The following is a 14,881-nucleotide window of genomic DNA, read 5'->3' on the forward strand; positions in this document are numbered from 1 at the left end:
TTATACCTCCAATTGTAATAGTTTACATTCACATATTCCTGTATTCTCAGCTTTTATAGATATGATCGCATAATATCTACCATATTGAGCCAAATAGACAGGAATCGTAACATCTAATTCTTTCAATTCAATATCGCTAATCTCAATCTTTTCATTAATGATAACAGGTTTTCTAATTATCTTTTGATAAGACTGATAATTCTCTGCTAATATCGTACCCCAGTCTAAACCTGTAAATACCCCTCTATTGCCATCATAACGTAATAGACGCTGCTCGACATTGTTATATTGAAGCCCCGTTTCATCATCATACGTATATAATGGAATATTAGCAATACCGCCAACCATATTTGTTGGTGAGAAAGGAATTTCTATTACCTCAGCTTCGTCAGCAATGGTACTATTCTCCACAATCAAATAACCATCATAGTTTCCACGTATCGAATCATCATCTTGCCATTTATATATGTTCTTTTGTGCAAACCCATCAAGCGTATATGAAATCTGCATTGGTTTATTATCCAAATATGAAGCAACTACACGTTTAGTCCAATCATATGCATTCTCCTTTGATATCAATTTATCAATAGTAATAAAGCGAAGCACATTCTTTTCAGTTGAAGAAGCAAATACTCCCATCAGTGATGATACTATTTTAATGAAATCAATCACTTTTACATCAGGCAAATTAGGAATAATCCAGAATCTACCATTTGCACTTTTATCCATTGCTTCGTCCAAATATTCTTGCATCAAGATTTGCTCCTCAATATTCTTTATCTTTACATTTCCACTTATAGACACGACGTTATTGACATCTCCAATATTTTTAATACCAAACTTTATATATGGATATGACCATTCCGTAGAAAGCAAACTTGACTGTTCATCTGTGAAATCAAAAACTAATTTGTAAGTACCATTATTCATGTTCTCCATACTAAAAGGAGAAACCTCTAATACAGTACTTGAGTCCAGATTTGAACCAGTTCCATCAAAGTTATAATTATACACTTCAAATAAAGCTGTAGAAGGCTCTGAGGAACTTCTTACCAATACTTCAAAATTGCCAGATATCTTCGGAACGGAATTCCGAATATATGAATGATATGCAGTCACTGTATTTGAGCCAACAATACCACCGACTTGAACCATATTCCCATAATATGATCTATCTGTTACATTTTTAAAATATAAACTAACATGTTCTGCATTATCTAAATACACTCCATTAATCTCTACAGTAATCGAACAATATTCTGAATACGCTTCACTGGGATTCCTGTTAACAATCGGAATGAACAGGTCACTTAAGATGTGTTCCTTTTCTGATGGCCAATCAAAAGCAACACCAAAATCTTCGCTTATATAGCCTAAGATTTTTTCTAATGAGACAGCAGGATGGTACCATACCTGACTTTCGTCAGACCGGAAACCATAATTTACATAAGGGAAGTTCCGATCATTCTCACCCCAATTTTTCCAAATAAGATATCTTGCTATTCCTGAATCGTTTACTTCAATTAGGTCATTCAAAGAATAATCCGCATCCACCAAATCTTGGAAAGCTGTTGAATTTCCCCATGTCATTGCCATTTCTATACTATCTGAAACAGATATAAGTACAACCTTAGCATCCGATATTATCTCTACACCATTTCGAAAATATCTACCCTGATGATATTTTCTCGAATAGTCAGTATTACATGCCGGCAAATCTGCATGTTCAATAATGCGTTGGTTCCGCACTGTCTTGGGTAGTTTGATGGTATAGCTATTGTTACTAACAATCTTGCTAAGGTCTGTGAACAGATTACTTTTGATGTTCAAAGTAATCTTGGTGTCTTCATCCAAATCCACTAATTCACCATCAATAAAAAGCATTTCATCTCTCATAAGCTCTGTACTCTTGTTTCTGGTAATATAATCTCAGCCACAAAATCCTGGAGGACAGCCCGCGTCTTGCTATAGGTACCGACAGAAATATTGACAGCCATCCAACGGTCCGTTCCGTTGCTATCCTTTCCTGCATACATATCAACTACTGGAGACAACGCCAATTGAAAGAGGAAGTCGTAAGTATCGCTGTCAACCAACGGAGCACATACAGGCAGCGTGTTCTCCTCTGTCTTGCGCTGTTTGCGTCCGCTACCACCATGGTAACCGTTCTTGTATGAATAGTCCTGCATATTGTTGCGGATAAACTCACCGTCATTGCTGACAACAAGCTGGGCATCCCCACGTTTGAAGAGCCAGTAGCAATAAAACCCATGTCTGTTCACCCATCGTAGATATATGCCATCCGTACACTCATCCACCACCAGCTTCACATTGGCCGCCATATTCAGCATCTCCTGAAATGTAAAATCAAATGTATGGTCAAATACGCTGGCGCCAGTACTTGTTCCCGGCAGATTTAAAACGACCTCATTCACGGCGTCAATTCCATTCAGCATAAGATTATATACACGGCGTTCCGATAATGCGATAGAGGGCATTACCTGGCCGTCAGCGGTCACGCTCACCTCTCCACTACCTGCCGTGTACATGCCTACTGTGAAAGGTAGATTCTTGAACCATGTCAGCACCCTGTCTCCGTTATATCTTTCCCCCACTTTCATAGCTCCCCAGATAATGAATGTATCAAATTGGAAACTTTGTCCAATCTCAGAATCGGAGCTGTACATATCAACTTCAACAGAGAAAAGCCGGCCAAGCTGACTGTCTTGCGCTGTAGTTTGTGAGTAGTCTATCTTTCCAAATTCCGTAGCATCGAATGCCGACTGCATATAGAAGGAGATATCGAAGAAGCAAGCCGTTTTGAACATGGCCCTTTTCTCATTGTGTAATGTGCCAGTAAGTACATCAGTAACCGTTACCTCCACCCATGCCCATTCGTGCCCGTAGATGTTTATCACTACCGGATTAAAACAGAATCCTATAACATCCGGGTACTCAATAGTAGTGTCTTCAATGTTATGCGTCCTCATTGCTATTCAGATTTATGTGCGTCACGTCATCCTTGAAGATGGCAAACGCACGGTTCATGATTTCCTGTATCGTTTTCTCTACTTCTGGCGAATAGATGTCGGCTCGCCCACCCTGCCTGTGCAGCTCGGTTCCTTCCCGTGCTATCTTTCTGGAAACAAAGTAAGCAAACGACTTCGGGTTCTCAACCTGTATTCCTTTGTCCTTCGCCCACTGCAGGATTATCTGATAGAACCCTTTCGGAACCTTACCCGGCTTTCGTCCGGTTTCCAACACACCAAACGCCTGACGACCGAACAATATACCTTGGTTGTCTTTCACATCGACACGCAAACTGGAGATAGTCTTTCCACTGGCTCGCTGTCCTGCACGTATATGGTTTTCAATGATACGTTGCCTCAAGCTTACAAGTTCTTCACCCAGTATTCCCTTTATTTCAGCTCTCGGATCATTCATAGTCAGCACATAGGTACTCCTTGGACCTCTTTAAGTGACAGCTCGATGACAATACCCGTAACATTTACATTCAGTTTGTCATAGAACACAGAGTAAGGGACTTCATCCGATACGAATTCAAACATGCCACTCTTGTTCAACTCACGAATGAACTGCACCGCATATGCCTTGCAACGTTCGATGATTTCGTCATTTTCCACACCATCAAAATCGAATTTTGTTTTATCAGCAAAGGCAATCATACAGTTGGGTCTGTCACGAAGCTGTGTCTTTCCGATGACAAAACGACCGGAAGCAGGTAGCAAGTTGATGATGGCCGGAAGTTCCATCTTATCGAGCCGAACGTTAGCTGTAGCCCAATTCTCATACAAATAGGTGATACCAAGCTTCTCGGCAACCGAAGCTATTTTCCTCTCTACACTCAGCTTCATTTCTTTTTGCTCCTTTCTTGAATTACTTTTCTCAATCTACGTTCATATTTTATCTTTTCAGCATCCATCTCCATACACTTGTACACCCGAATCCATGGCACACGTTCTACCTCTTCATGATTGGTTATGCCCATTCGTAAAGCGAAATAGTCTAAAATGCCAAACATGCCAAAATTCAAATCACCTACCCCAGCCTGCCTTTCCTCGTCTGTCGGGGGAACAGAAGTGGACGTAAACAGCTTCGAAATACGTTCCACCTCTTTGGCCACCCATGCAGACAATGCAATCACGTCCTCCGCAGATGTGGCAAGTACTTCCGTTTCACTCATACCGAACAAAACCCGGCAAACGACAAACAGACAATCCTTCACCTCACCCATACCTTGCAGTGACAAAAGCTCACCGATTGTCAGATCATTCAAGCTATCAGGAACCTTATGTTCTCCTACAAATTTGGGAGGGGGCAATTTCTTCATACTGTCCACCACCTCGGCTGTATTGGTTGCAACCGACCCCAAAACCAAAAACTCTTTCACGTTCATATCAATTCTCCGTTAATCTGCCTTTCGGCCGTTGTACAATAGGTTTGATACGGAAGTACATTGCCATAATCAGCATATCAAGATAGTCCGGCGAATGACCCAGTATCTCTTTCATCTTCTCCTTGCTGATGATACCTTTCTTCCGCGTATCTGCGTCGATGTGTGCTTGCTTCAATACGCCCAGTTCATCTATGATGCGTTCCCTCTGTGCATCCGTACAAACAACACGCAATTTCCTGGCATTGATAAGTTCGGCCAGCTTGAAGGCACATTCGGACTTAAGGTTGTCATACTCGGGATTGATAGGCCGCGTTCCTCCGTGGAACTCTTTGATGCCATTCAGATAACTTTCCAAATAACTACCCAATCCGTCAGAGTCGGCTATCATCATGCTACGGGGTATGGAGCACTCAATCATCATACGCTTAAGGTCTGTTTCGATGGACTTACCCGTGCTGTATTCCTGATCCAGCTTAATGTAGCACACATTTCCCTTCCAGTGGCCGGCGATGAAACGGTCACGGCCCTTCATCGCAAGGTCGGCAGAACCGGACGAAGTTCCTGCAGGTTTGACAAACTCATTCGTGAACAGGTCACAGATAGCATCGTACTCACAAAGCGCCGTCGGGTCATTATCATACTCCCAGTTGCCAAAATAGAGTCGTTCCTTGGTTACCCTATCCTTCGTGTTACGCAGGCTCTCGATATAGTCTTCTGTTGCCCACGGGTTATCTTGCACAAGTGCCTGGATAAAGGCGTACGGTTCTCTTAGCTTACCTTCTTTCCACGGCTTGTAAAAGTCACGGTACAACCAATTCTTCTTGGGATTGCATGTGATAAGTATCTTACCAGGTACATTGTACACATCGTTCATGTGCCGGCCGATACGAGTCTTCAAAACTTCAAATGCAAGGTAATGCACCTCTCCAGCTTCCTCAATCCATCCGCCTGTATATTCTTTAGACCCCAACCGTTCATACATCGGATCCTTTACCGGATAATAGGTCAGGTCAATATAGACAATCTCGCTTCCATTGTCGAAAACTATACCGTCACTGATTGTCTTGTATGCGGTGAATCCGTGAGACTTAGCTACCTTGTTGAAAGTAACGGTTACAGACTCACGGCTATCCTTCAGATTGTTTCGGCCAACAAACCAGCGGGTGCCGGGAAGGTAGTAGGCACATTGCATCAGCCATTCACAGCCGAGCCACGACTTTCCACCTCCTCCGGCGCCACCGTACAACAGAAACTTAGTCGTGTCATCACGAAGATAGTTGTACGCTAACCGCTGCTTTATGTTGACCTTGTTATTCATCCTTTAATTTATCAGCCTCAGGTGTATATGGAAGGAAATCGAATCCTCTGAACGACTTACCTTGCGTGGTATGGTCTAATTCTTGTTTATCGGCCAGGCCAAGCTTACGTGCAATGATGTTCGCATTGAAAGCTCCGACACAGGCTCCTTCGAACTGCTGGGTCTCGATAACCCTTTCTATACGCGATAAGACCTCCATAAATTCTTTTTCATTTCTTTCCTTGATGTTATACCACGTCTGGAGCGAAATGTCAAGATAGAGCACAAGTCCCGTGATAGAGTACGGGCGTTGCGTGGGTGACTCTTCTTTTTCCTTTGTCTTTCCTTTCGTCCGGTTCTTTACTACCAACCAGGGGTGCTCGTCACACCATTGGAAATATTCACACGCCGCTTCCCACAAAGCTTTAGGTTCGGCAAACAGTCTGGTTCTTCCGGTCTTGGTTCTCAGTTTCCAAAACTCGTTTCCTTTCGGTGCAGCCATAATCTAATCAATTTATTTATTGGTATATACAACAAAAGTACCGGATAATCCACAGGGGGACTACCCGGTACTTCATAAAAGCACTGACATCTTCGTGTCAGTAGATTATTTTACGTTCAATATCCCAATACTTTTGAAGTTTCCAATCGGATACGTTTGATGGTCTGCTCCAATTCCTGGATGGTTTCGTCTTTCTTCTGCAACTCCGTATTGAGGAAATAAGCGGTAAGCAAGGCGTTGTTTACGTGTGCCATGATGTTCTTCACGTTCTTGATGAAGCTATCCTGCTCGTACAAACTGAATGATGATGGGATGTCGCCAGCCGGCCCGTATGCGTTGCCATACTTCAACCTGCCTGCCGTAATGGCTTTTCGCAGGTTCTTGTTCACCTTTACCAGTTCACTTTTCAGTACCGAGAGAGCATACCTGTTTTCCTGCCCGCTGCGCAGGATGTCTTCCATTTGATTAAAAGCATTGATGTAGTTCTCCTTGAATTGAGCTGCCACCTTTCCGGTAAAACCCATGGCCAGAAAGGTGAAACCATCGCGAGTCATGTAATACATAGGATCTTTTTTTGTTCCTCCATTAGGTAAGTCCCTGGTATAGAACGAGGGCGAAAAATTGCGCCCTTGAAAATCGTTTGAGCACTCAAGAGCCCTAATAGCTTTTAACACATCTTTATGTGCCTTTCCGAAATATTCGGCCACTCTTAAAGATGTGGTTACTGCCTGACCATTAACAGCTGTAACAAGTTCATAAGTTTCTTCTGCTTCCTTTACGGTAAAAGGAATAGTAATTTGATTGTTTTGCTCCTTTTCTTCCTGAGCTCGGAATGAATTAAATGTTTTCATCTGGTTGTAGCGTTAGATGATGAAACAAAAAAAACGTCTCCACATAATCCAAGTTTGCTACAACCACATATATTACTGGAATATATGAACGGACTATGGGAGACGCAATATCTTCTCTCATTCCAACACATTGCTTTTGCAATGCTAATATATGTAGTTGTAGCACTGCAAAAGTACATCATTTTTCTTAAAGCACAAGAGATAAATGAAGTTTTCTTTCCCGTAAACCCCATTACAAGGAAAGCAAACCCATCACAAGTAATATAATACATTATTCGTTTCTCACCTTTGGCATCTGTATATTCAACGGGCTCAAAATTGAGCCGGTTAAATTCTTCACTACAATCCAGATTTTTAATGGCTCTGATTACATTTTTGTGCAGTTTACCAAATTTCTCTGCGACTTGCAAGGATGTTGTTACTACTTGGTCATTGCTGACCATTACTAAATGTTGGCTGTTTTGTTCCTGAGTTGGGAACAGAGATAATGTTGTTGCCATGTCTATAAGGTATTTTTGGCATTATAGGCAAAAGAAAACGGCTTTGCCTTTCCCGTTACCTTACACCGACAAGGGCAGTGGGCGCATTAACGCTCCACACGGGGGTACAAAGCCGCTATACTATGAATATGCAGCACACGTGCAGACATAAAAAAAGCCAGCACTTCTATGTTGGCAAACTATCGCTTGCCCTTTGTCGTAATGTAAGGTACTGCAAATGTATGAATTGTTTTTGAGAGGACAAAAGGAAAGCGGAAGTTTTTAAGTTCCGCTTCTATATGTAATTGTCAACATCAAGTGTAATAGACGAAGTCCCTTCTGGTACTTCCACATAATTAAACTCTATTTCTTTGAAAATACCAGTATTACCCAAAGGAAGTCCTTTCAATTTAAAGCAGTCCGTTGGTACAAGCTTAGTCTTTTTCTCTTTATAATAACACAAATCAATTACAAAATCTGCATCTGTTTTATACTTACTACCAGGTTTCGATAACTGCTGTTTATTTAAATCACGCAAATATCCTTTCTTCGGAGGCAGACATGCTATGAACCCTTTTATCACAAAATCATCGTAATTATAACAGCGTAACAAATGCATAAGCATATTGATTTTTAGATATGAGGAAATTATCTGGTCTTTAGCACTAAATAGTTCCGATTTACTAAATGTTGATTTTAGCTCTGAAAAAAACATGTATTTTTTCCCATTTTTTTCAAATATCACAATCCCATCGCAATCTAAATGAAAAATATCCGAAGAGTTTGCCTTTTGAAAAAAGGAAGTCATATCTTTCACAATAGTTGCATCTATTTTATGAAAATCTGAATTAGACCAAATCAGTTCTTTTACCTTTGCGGATGAAGAATCCTCTGTTATGGATACAGTCCTCTTACAATATTCCATGGAATACTTAGGGAACAAAACTTTCAAATCATCACAAAACGGCATAATTAAATCCCTTCCTTTTTAAACAAGTTTCTAATTGTGCCGGACAGTTGAATATCTTCATCTATCACTTGGTAAAATGACTCAAATGGAATTTCATTATCCAAAGAAATATCTTGTGTCACAATCTCAGAATATCCATTTCCATTTCTTCTTAAGAGGAATGCCCCCACATTTTCCGGGTCTATCAGACAATCTTCTTCAATATTGTAAGCAACCAATAATTTAGAAAACTCTTCTGATGACATCCTTTCTTTCAGCAAATGAAGTTTCATCAAATTGTTAATACGCTTGATGAAATAATCACTGTGAGTGGTTACTTGCATTTGACAACCTTTGTTGACCGAGCAGGCTATTAAATCCGCGACCTTAACCTGTCTTTCCGGATGCAAATGAGCTTCCGGCTCTTCAAACAGTATTGAGATTCCCTCTGGAGAGAACTTGTTCAGCATCATTGTAAAAGGTGCAAGTTCCTTAATGGACGAAGCCGCTGCTGTCAAAGGCATGTCTGCTCCATCCTTCGTGTAATACATAATTCGTCCTTCTACTTGCTGTAAACTTCCCATGTTCACTTCCGACAGACACTCTGTTATGGTAGCATTTTGTTCCACCGATTTTGCCAATGGCCTACTTAAAGCCACTTTTAAATCAAAAAACTCTTCATACATCCCTGAACGAAAAGCCGGTCTTTCCGTCAATTCCATTAGAGCTCCTCTTGAAGGTGGGAGTAAATAGCAATACTTTAGAGCTCGATAGTCACCCCATATTGCATCCAATAATACCGCACATGTTAAATCAGAAAAAGGTACTGAATCTGGTTGAAAAGAGCGGGATACGACACGATATGTAAAATGATCTAACTTTATTTTATAAAATAATTCTTCTTTATTATCTAAACCACTCAATTCATCATCATAGATGAATTCTAAAGTCTGATTCTCATACGGAAACTGTATTTCAACTTCACCCTCAAACTTCTCATGCCCTATCAAATATCCTATGTAATTAATAGCATCCTTATTAATCCAAGCAAATAACTCGTCTGCTGGGATGCTAAGAAGTACTTGACCTGATTGTTTTTTCTCAAAGATTGATTTAAAATCAATGCTTTTTTCATTAAAAAAAGAAATTAATCTATCTGATACAAGCAAAGTATAAAGATAATGAACTAAGAAAGCAACATAACTTTTACCTAATCCAGATTCACCAGAAAATATCATTAAGGGCTTGAGTTCAATTTTTGAATTTCTTACAGCACCTAATTTTTTAATATGGAATACTACAGGGTTCATTTTATTTATTCACTTGTTGGGCATACAAAGATAACAAAAGAAATTCTTTAATTGATTAAAGAAATCCAATAATTAATTTGTTTTTTGATATTAATGAAGTTTTTCTCTAATGCACATTACAAATCTATTCTCCCGGCTCTCCCAGATACGTCACAATGGCCTCATGTTGCAACGGCGTCAATGCACGTTGTCGGGGCTTGTAATGAAGCTGCTCCAGCCTGCGGAGCAAGTCAGTGTTCAGTTGAATCCATCGGCGAAGCTGTGCCGATGCACTGCGCGGTGTGTTTTTCGGAAAATAGGATTGCGCCAGTTCACTCATATATATAGCTTTCATCATTCCAATTATTAAGTCCTCACGGATGTTTGAAAACTACCCATAGGTAGTTGTGAAACTACTTACGGGTAGTCAGATAATTACCTACAGGTAGTTAACTGGTTACCTATAGGTAGTTTGTCAGCCCAAGGGATCCTCGTTGTCACTACCTCCCGGTTGCGTACTTCCTCCCGGTGTCTCATCCTCACTGCCCGACAATGCGGCTTCCTTCAAGGTCGGCACGCGTTTGAACGTCAGTCCGCCATCGCCTGCACGGGTGGCAGCCTTAATGGGCTTGCCCGGACGGAACTGGATGCTTGCACCCGTAATGTTGGCCGACGTAAACTCTTTCTCTGTCAGTGTACCGTCACTCTGAAGCTGCAGCTGGAAGCTGCCGAAATTTTCCAGCCGCACAATTTTTCCAGCTGCAAGGTGCTTGTTCACCTGCTTTATCAGTGCCCGAAGGGCATTCAGAACGTCGCCGTCTGTCAGCGACGTTGCGTAGGCAATGTCTTCTGCCATCTCGTCCATTGTCACCTCTCCGCTGGCTTGCGCCTTGGCGTAGTACTTCTTCTCACCGCCCGGGTTGCCCGGCTCGCTGCTCATGTGAGCAAGGGAATAATTCACACTCATAATTTACTCCTTTCTTTTTTAATTAATACTCCGTTTGATTATCACGATGCGAAATTATCCCTAATCTTTATCACGGTGTTCGACATGACGCACTAAGACGGGAAAACTGGTAATAAATGGTAAAATTCGGTTTTATAATACATAATTTGCGTTACGGACATAAAGTTACCCGATAACCGTCACAAAGCAGTTAACGGGTATTCGATTAAATAAATTAAATTTTATGATATAGGGATTCCTTTAGGAACAGATAGCGTGTCTAACACATCATCCCGATCACAGTTTTTTATAAAGAAATAGAAAGTTGAGTCAATTATTTTAACAGAATTGGTACTCAAATCAAAATCAAAAATGGGTGGTGATATATTTTTCTTGAGCTGGTTCTGCACCAAATTCTTTAGAAAATATCCAATATCAGAAGGTCTTACATCTTCAGGTCTATGATGTATTTCCTTAATCTTCTCATGTAGATACCTTCTCTTTATTCCTTTATTAATCTGCTCAAAAGGTTCTTTTAACAAAACCTTTACAAAATAATATGGTATATACAATGGTATTTCATTTGAACTCTTCACAATTTGTTCTATAAAACTCTCTAAACATCGAATATGTCTACTTGAATAATCATCTAGTTTTTTCTGAATAGCAGAATTGACATTATCCTTAGATATATATATTAGTTCTTCAGATGTTTGATGAATTTTACAAGCATAACATGCCTCTTTACATATTTCTTGAAAAACGCCTACACTATCAAAACAAGAAGAAATTATATCATCAACGACATATTCAAAAGATACATTAAGCAAAGGGAGTCCAATTTCTATAATTCTTTTTAAGTCTTGTGCATCCCATGGCTCTACTGGGACTTCTATTACTCGATCAACTAAGTCACCATTGTACTGACTTAATCTATTACGTTCTCGCCATATACCAAGGATAATAAATAAAATATTGTAATCTTCAAATATTCTTAAATCAATCGCCAGCCGGCGTTGAACATCATCTTGAAGATAATGGAAATTTTCCAAGACTATTCTCTTTTTAAAATTTATGGCTATTAACAATTCTGAGATATCTTGGGCTAATTCCAAATTATATTCAACAGTTTTATAATTTTCCACATGCTCATTCGACTTTCCTCCTTTAACTTCTCCAGAGCCTTCGCACTCTACCATGAGAGGAATCTTAAATTTCATTTTTAATCCTCCAGATACACTTCCTTCCGTAGAGTTCGTATCATCATAAGAACTTAATATTTCTATCCCCAACTGTCTGATTATTGATTTATAAATATCAATAACATTTGTACCAGTAGAACAATTGACTTTCACATAATCTTCTTCTTTCAGATGTTTATTTACTAAAGAAGTTTTACCTTGTTTGGAGGCTCCATATACAATAATATGCTTATTTCGATGTAAGCCATCTAAAAATAAACCGTCCACCATTGTACGTTCAATGTATGTTTCTATCATTTGATTTGAAACACCATATACTTCATTTACTTTTCTTATTTTCATAGCTTAGCTGATATTTATCGCAAATATAAATATTACAATTCCAAAAACCTAGATTTCCTTTCACATTTTCAGTAGGCTTATCAAACAGAACCGCATCTTTCAGCACCCAGTTCCAGCAACCTTTCTCAGCCCAAACAGACGGATGGTTCTGTACGCAGTCGGCTATCACTACGCTTCCTATGATAGCTCCCTTAGGGAACTTATCATATACGCAGTTGAAATATATGTTCCTGTCTTTACGAATTTCGTCATCCTGATTATAACTCCATGTACGTGCTCCTTTACCAGAAGAAGCATGAATCAGTACCCTTTGGCCGATGTACTTCTGAGGACACTTCCATGTCCGGTTCTCAATGTCTTTGATACCGTGAGCGATTAAGCTCGCCCACAGCTGTTTGATAGATATTGCTTTCATTTCTCCCATCCTAACAATTTAATCACTTCCTCTGTAGGTATATCTTCGTTTGTTTCATAGCCTCTCGCTATTCCGTAATCGACTACCATTCTTACTTCTGCATTGGTCAAACTCCGGCCATTGACGCTAAAGAATCCACTAAGATTTTTCCGCCAGGCATACTTCCTGATGCCATGCAGACTAACTGAAACTTTATGTATTGTCATTGCTTGTTCTCCTTTTTTGAGCCGTTCGACTTTTCCGAACGGTTGGCTCTGTTCTTAAATTGCTCTTAATTTGCTCTTAAAATGCTCTTAAAATGCTCTTAATCTCATTCAAGGTTTTTCAATGTCTTGGACAAACCAATGTACAGAATTGCTGCACATGTTGCTATCAATACCAACTCAAGCACGCTAAACCTGGAATACAACCCTATCACAACCAAAGTCATTCCTGAACCGTAAGCTATTACGCCAAGTATTTCTTTGATGATGTTTAGTATCTTCTTCATAGATCAATATCTTTCGATTACACAACGAATCCTGTTTCATTATATGGTGACATAGCCTCGCATATCTTAACTATGTACTCAACATTTTCTTCATTCAACCACTCTTTGGCCACATTCCATGCAATGCTTTTACTTGGTTTGAAATTATCAATTCGAATGCTATGGTGTGATAATCTTCCCCCTGTCGGCTTCAATCCTGCATCGTGCAGTTCACATAGACCGTCTTTGTAGAATGTACACCAGTCTCCTTCTTGTTTGGCCTGTACCATGGGTATAGACATTTCAGTAACTCCCATAATGATACCTACATACCAATCCGTTGGTGCAAGTCTATCTTTATATCCTGCTTCGATAAGCCTTAGAATATCTTGTGGAGTACCCAAGCAGGGCGTATGACATTGCTGTTTACATAACTTGCATTTACACTGGACCGGTTTTCGGCCTGTTTTTCTGATGATTCGCTGCAACGGCGTTTCATGTACAAGTAAGCTCATTTCGTTTCTCCTTTCCACCTACCCCAGCAGCCACCACATGACTGCTAGGAACAGGTAATACAATTTCATTTTCATTGATTATTTCTCCTTCTTTGAACTAATACTTCTAACCTCTCCTCACACTCTGCACACTTGCTTTTCTTACTCTCCAACTTCTTACGGAATCTTATCAGTTCCTCGTCCGTATTCTCGTCAAAGAACATGTTATTCTGACGGTTGTGCTCGATGTATTCACGCATCATCCGCTCGGCCTTCGTCACCTGGGCTTTGGCGGAAATCAACTTAGAAAGGCAACTGCTAACATCCATAGACTCTCCAGATCGCTTGTCATAGAAATATAGGCTTTTAGATATAATCTGTTTGGGATATTTACATTGTAATCTCGCCATCCTCCATCTGATTACCCACTCATATCTGAAATACATTTCACGGGGAAGGTTGTAGTGATAAAGACTCACTTGTTTATCTGCATATCCATAATACAGAGTTACTTCAACCCACTGCTCAACCTTCAGTTCCTTTTCTGCTTTGGCATAATCCTTAGCCATCTGGAACCAGTCGTCCATACTTTCCTGCTTTCCCATATCATTCGAAGTTTAAAGAGAGTTGGTTATTCGGTTCTTTATACCCGGGATTTGCAAGAAGGAAAGCCTTTCTTAAAGCATCTGAGATCCTATCACGCATAGCCTTCGTCACATGGTTCTTATCAGCTTCGTTATTAATCAGCAAGCATATTTCAAGGCTCCCGCTGATAGGTTTCTCATCGAGGAACAGGCTGTACTCTGTGAATATCCGGTTTTGACGTTTCCCATCGGCCATTTCTTCATTTGTCTGGTACCGCTCAAATACAGTGTCTTGTATTGTCCGCAAACATCTTTGTCCACGGTCGCTTCGGCAGCCCTGTATTTCGTTTTCGAACATAACGGACAATGCACGTTTTTTGCGGACATTTCCTATTCTCGACCACCCATAATAGACTTTCAGTTTACTCATAGTCTCATCTTCTCCCGCTTATATTTCTCAGCATACTCTTTCGTACACTTTGCTTTGGTGACGTAAATGACGGTAGTTGCATTAATCCGCAATGGATAAAGATTCCTTTCACGCTTCAACTGTCTCTGAATAAATTCGGTCAGATCGTTACCGTTCTTGCTGGTATCAGCCTTGCGCTCTTTAGCTGGAGGTAATGTGTTCTTGTTTGCCATTAT

20 protein-coding genes are annotated in these 14,881 nt (G+C 40.2%); all 20 read right to left on the bottom strand.

The genetic code is table 11. The annotated features are described in order from the left end of the window. The 20 genes from Q3C19_RS13935 to Q3C19_RS14030 all read right to left on the bottom strand — a co-directional run bounded on the left by Q3C19_RS13935 (position 1) and on the right by Q3C19_RS14030 (position 14,878). Complete coding sequence (locus Q3C19_RS13935) at positions 1-1,896, bottom strand: hypothetical protein (protein ID WP_302730077.1); 1,896 nt, start codon at positions 1,894-1,896, stop codon at positions 1-3. Continuing rightward, the gene (locus Q3C19_RS13940; RefSeq protein ID WP_302730079.1) at positions 1,893-2,990 is read right to left on the bottom strand and encodes a hypothetical protein; all 1,098 of its coding nucleotides are present in this window, start codon (positions 2,988-2,990) and stop codon (positions 1,893-1,895) included. Before Q3C19_RS13940 ends, Q3C19_RS13935 begins: the two co-directional genes overlap by 4 nt. Continuing rightward, on the bottom strand, positions 2,977-3,444 hold the full coding sequence (locus tag Q3C19_RS13945) for a hypothetical protein (protein WP_302730081.1): 468 nt from the start codon (positions 3,442-3,444) through the stop codon (positions 2,977-2,979). Before Q3C19_RS13945 ends, Q3C19_RS13940 begins: the two co-directional genes overlap by 14 nt. A 2-nt stretch (positions 3,445-3,446) precedes the next feature. Next, positions 3,447-3,875 carry a hypothetical protein gene (locus Q3C19_RS13950; RefSeq protein WP_302730083.1) on the bottom strand — a complete coding sequence of 143 codons (429 nt, stop codon included), beginning with the start codon at positions 3,873-3,875 and terminating at the stop codon, positions 3,447-3,449. Next, complete coding sequence (locus tag Q3C19_RS13955; protein WP_302730085.1) at positions 3,872-4,417, bottom strand: hypothetical protein; 546 nt, start codon at positions 4,415-4,417, stop codon at positions 3,872-3,874. Before Q3C19_RS13955 ends, Q3C19_RS13950 begins: the two co-directional genes overlap by 4 nt. Before the next feature lies 1 nt (position 4,418). Continuing rightward, positions 4,419-5,735, bottom strand: coding sequence for a phage terminase large subunit (locus Q3C19_RS13960; protein ID WP_302730087.1), 1,317 nt, complete (start codon positions 5,733-5,735; stop codon positions 4,419-4,421). Next, complete coding sequence (locus Q3C19_RS13965) at positions 5,728-6,216, bottom strand: DNA-packaging protein (RefSeq protein ID WP_302730089.1); 489 nt, start codon at positions 6,214-6,216, stop codon at positions 5,728-5,730. Before Q3C19_RS13965 ends, Q3C19_RS13960 begins: the two co-directional genes overlap by 8 nt. Before the next feature lie 116 nt (positions 6,217-6,332). Next, positions 6,333-7,067: a Rha family transcriptional regulator gene (locus Q3C19_RS13970; protein ID WP_302730091.1), complete on the bottom strand. Its 735-nt coding sequence runs from the start codon at positions 7,065-7,067 to the stop codon at positions 6,333-6,335. After that, positions 7,064-7,567 (bottom strand): Rha family transcriptional regulator, encoded by a 504-nt coding sequence (locus Q3C19_RS13975; RefSeq protein ID WP_302730093.1) that lies wholly within the window; start codon positions 7,565-7,567, stop codon positions 7,064-7,066. Before Q3C19_RS13975 ends, Q3C19_RS13970 begins: the two co-directional genes overlap by 4 nt. Positions 7,568-7,841: 274 nt before the next feature. After that, complete coding sequence (locus Q3C19_RS13980; protein ID WP_302730095.1) at positions 7,842-8,471, bottom strand: hypothetical protein; 630 nt, start codon at positions 8,469-8,471, stop codon at positions 7,842-7,844. 47 nt (positions 8,472-8,518) lie between these two features. Then, positions 8,519-9,805, bottom strand: coding sequence for an AAA family ATPase (locus Q3C19_RS13985; RefSeq protein ID WP_302730097.1), 1,287 nt, complete (start codon positions 9,803-9,805; stop codon positions 8,519-8,521). A 124-nt stretch (positions 9,806-9,929) separates the two neighbouring features. Next, positions 9,930-10,142, bottom strand: coding sequence for a DUF4248 domain-containing protein (locus Q3C19_RS13990; RefSeq protein ID WP_368045238.1), 213 nt, complete (start codon positions 10,140-10,142; stop codon positions 9,930-9,932). 117 nt (positions 10,143-10,259) lie between these two features. Then, a complete protein-coding gene (locus Q3C19_RS13995) occupies positions 10,260-10,751 on the bottom strand; it encodes an HU family DNA-binding protein (RefSeq protein ID WP_302730099.1) in 492 nt (163 codons plus the stop codon). Between the two features lie 221 nt (positions 10,752-10,972). Beyond that, a complete protein-coding gene (locus Q3C19_RS14000) occupies positions 10,973-12,274 on the bottom strand; it encodes a hypothetical protein (protein ID WP_302730101.1) in 1,302 nt (433 codons plus the stop codon). Beyond that, positions 12,252-12,689, bottom strand: a complete 438-nt coding sequence (locus Q3C19_RS14005; protein ID WP_302730103.1) for an ASCH domain-containing protein — start codon at positions 12,687-12,689, stop codon at positions 12,252-12,254. The genes Q3C19_RS14000 and Q3C19_RS14005 overlap by 23 nt, the downstream gene beginning before the upstream one ends. 310 nt (positions 12,690-12,999) lie before the next feature. Then, the gene (locus Q3C19_RS14010; protein WP_302730105.1) at positions 13,000-13,179 is read right to left on the bottom strand and encodes a hypothetical protein; all 180 of its coding nucleotides are present in this window, start codon (positions 13,177-13,179) and stop codon (positions 13,000-13,002) included. 17 nt (positions 13,180-13,196) lie between these two features. Continuing rightward, complete coding sequence (locus Q3C19_RS14015) at positions 13,197-13,673, bottom strand: hypothetical protein (protein WP_302730107.1); 477 nt, start codon at positions 13,671-13,673, stop codon at positions 13,197-13,199. 71 nt (positions 13,674-13,744) lie between these two features. Further along, a complete protein-coding gene (locus tag Q3C19_RS14020) occupies positions 13,745-14,257 on the bottom strand; it encodes a hypothetical protein (protein ID WP_302730109.1) in 513 nt (170 codons plus the stop codon). A 1-nt stretch (position 14,258) separates the two neighbouring features. Further along, complete coding sequence (locus Q3C19_RS14025; protein WP_302730111.1) at positions 14,259-14,666, bottom strand: hypothetical protein; 408 nt, start codon at positions 14,664-14,666, stop codon at positions 14,259-14,261. Next, entirely contained in the window at positions 14,663-14,878 is a 216-nt protein-coding gene (locus Q3C19_RS14030) for a hypothetical protein (protein WP_302730113.1), read from the bottom strand. The genes Q3C19_RS14025 and Q3C19_RS14030 overlap by 4 nt, the downstream gene beginning before the upstream one ends. Positions 14,879-14,881 lie beyond the last annotated feature (3 nt).

The sequence above is a fragment of the Bacteroides sp. ET489 genome (genome assembly GCF_030518095.1).
GTDB lineage: Bacteria > Bacteroidota > Bacteroidia > Bacteroidales > Bacteroidaceae > Bacteroides > Bacteroides ndongoniae.

Coding starts and splice junctions, on each gene's coding strand:
- Q3C19_RS13935 (WP_302730077.1), bottom strand. CDS start 1,896: ATGAGAGATGAAATGCTTTTTATTGATGGTGAATTAGTGGATTTGGAT.
- Q3C19_RS13940 (WP_302730079.1), bottom strand. CDS start 2,990: ATGAGGACGCATAACATTGAAGACACTACTATTGAGTACCCGGATGTT.
- Q3C19_RS13945 (WP_302730081.1), bottom strand. CDS start 3,444: ATGAATGATCCGAGAGCTGAAATAAAGGGAATACTGGGTGAAGAACTT.
- Q3C19_RS13950 (WP_302730083.1), bottom strand. CDS start 3,875: ATGAAGCTGAGTGTAGAGAGGAAAATAGCTTCGGTTGCCGAGAAGCTT.
- Q3C19_RS13955 (WP_302730085.1), bottom strand. CDS start 4,417: ATGAACGTGAAAGAGTTTTTGGTTTTGGGGTCGGTTGCAACCAATACA.
- Q3C19_RS13960 (WP_302730087.1), bottom strand. CDS start 5,735: ATGAATAACAAGGTCAACATAAAGCAGCGGTTAGCGTACAACTATCTT.
- Q3C19_RS13965 (WP_302730089.1), bottom strand. CDS start 6,216: ATGGCTGCACCGAAAGGAAACGAGTTTTGGAAACTGAGAACCAAGACC.
- Q3C19_RS13970 (WP_302730091.1), bottom strand. CDS start 7,067: ATGAAAACATTTAATTCATTCCGAGCTCAGGAAGAAAAGGAGCAAAAC.
- Q3C19_RS13975 (WP_302730093.1), bottom strand. CDS start 7,567: ATGGCAACAACATTATCTCTGTTCCCAACTCAGGAACAAAACAGCCAA.
- Q3C19_RS13980 (WP_302730095.1), bottom strand. CDS start 8,471: ATGGAATATTGTAAGAGGACTGTATCCATAACAGAGGATTCTTCATCC.
- Q3C19_RS13985 (WP_302730097.1), bottom strand. CDS start 9,805: ATGAACCCTGTAGTATTCCATATTAAAAAATTAGGTGCTGTAAGAAAT.
- Q3C19_RS13990 (WP_368045238.1), bottom strand. CDS start 10,142: ATGATGAAAGCTATATATATGAGTGAACTGGCGCAATCCTATTTTCCG.
- Q3C19_RS13995 (WP_302730099.1), bottom strand. CDS start 10,751: ATGAGTGTGAATTATTCCCTTGCTCACATGAGCAGCGAGCCGGGCAAC.
- Q3C19_RS14000 (WP_302730101.1), bottom strand. CDS start 12,274: ATGAAAATAAGAAAAGTAAATGAAGTATATGGTGTTTCAAATCAAATG.
- Q3C19_RS14005 (WP_302730103.1), bottom strand. CDS start 12,689: ATGAAAGCAATATCTATCAAACAGCTGTGGGCGAGCTTAATCGCTCAC.
- Q3C19_RS14010 (WP_302730105.1), bottom strand. CDS start 13,179: ATGAAGAAGATACTAAACATCATCAAAGAAATACTTGGCGTAATAGCT.
- Q3C19_RS14015 (WP_302730107.1), bottom strand. CDS start 13,673: ATGAGCTTACTTGTACATGAAACGCCGTTGCAGCGAATCATCAGAAAA.
- Q3C19_RS14020 (WP_302730109.1), bottom strand. CDS start 14,257: ATGGGAAAGCAGGAAAGTATGGACGACTGGTTCCAGATGGCTAAGGAT.
- Q3C19_RS14025 (WP_302730111.1), bottom strand. CDS start 14,666: ATGAGTAAACTGAAAGTCTATTATGGGTGGTCGAGAATAGGAAATGTC.
- Q3C19_RS14030 (WP_302730113.1), bottom strand. CDS start 14,878: ATGGCAAACAAGAACACATTACCTCCAGCTAAAGAGCGCAAGGCTGAT.